The 887-nt window shown below is 72.2% G+C and carries 1 protein-coding gene; it reads right to left on the reverse strand.

What is annotated here, in order from left to right; translation table 11 throughout:
* Positions 1–887, reverse strand: an 887-nt coding sequence (locus tag HET64_RS38550; protein ID WP_215111869.1) for a polyketide synthase, incomplete at both ends; no start/stop codon positions are given.

An 887-nucleotide genomic window follows, 5' to 3' on the forward strand; every position in this document is an offset into this window, starting at 1 on the left:
TCCCGGTCACGCCCCGCGAACACCACCCGATGATCCAGATCCGCACGCCCCAACAACGACGCACCCACATCCACCGCACCCACACCAGGCCGCGCATCCAAGTGATCCGCCAGGCGCCGCAGTTGACCCCCCAACGCGGCCTCGGAACGCGCCGACACCACCCACGGCACCACAGCACCACCGGACTCCGGCGGCTCCACCCCGGACACCGCCTCCGGCCCCGGCTCCGCCAGACCCGACGACACCGGCGCCTGCTCCAACACCACATGCGCATTCGTCCCACTGGCACCGAAGGAGGACACCGCCGCCCGACGCGGACGACCCGTCTCCGGCCAGCCGCGGCGCTCGGTGAGCAGGGCGATGTCTCCGCTGTCCCAGTCAACCTTGGGCGTCGGATCGTCCAGGTGGAGGGACTTGGGCAGCATTCCGTGGTGCATCGCCATGACCATCTTCATGACGCCGCCCATGCCGGCGGCTGCCTGGGCATGGCCGATGTTGGACTTCAGCGAACCCAGGTACAGCGGGTCCCCGTCCGTACGGTCCTGGCCGTACGTGGCCAGCAACGCCTGCGCCTCGATCGGGTCACCCAGCGTGGTACCGGTGCCGTGCGCCTCCACCGCGTCGACCTCGGAGGCGGAGAGCCGGGCGGCAGCCAGGGCCTGGCGGATGACGCGTTGCTGGGCGGGGCCGTTGGGGGCGGTGAGGCCGCTGCTGGCACCGTCCTGGTTGACGGCGGTGCCGCGGACGACGGCCAGCACCGGGTGGCCGTTGCGGACGGCGTCCGAGAGACGCTCGACGAGCAGGACGCCCGCACCCTCCGCCCAGCCCGTACCGTCGGCGGAAGCGGCGAACGCCTTGCACCGCCCGTCCGGCGACAGACCGCGCTG

The sequence above is a fragment of the Streptomyces sp. McG3 genome, assembly GCF_018619185.1.
GTDB lineage: Bacteria > Actinomycetota > Actinomycetes > Streptomycetales > Streptomycetaceae > Streptomyces.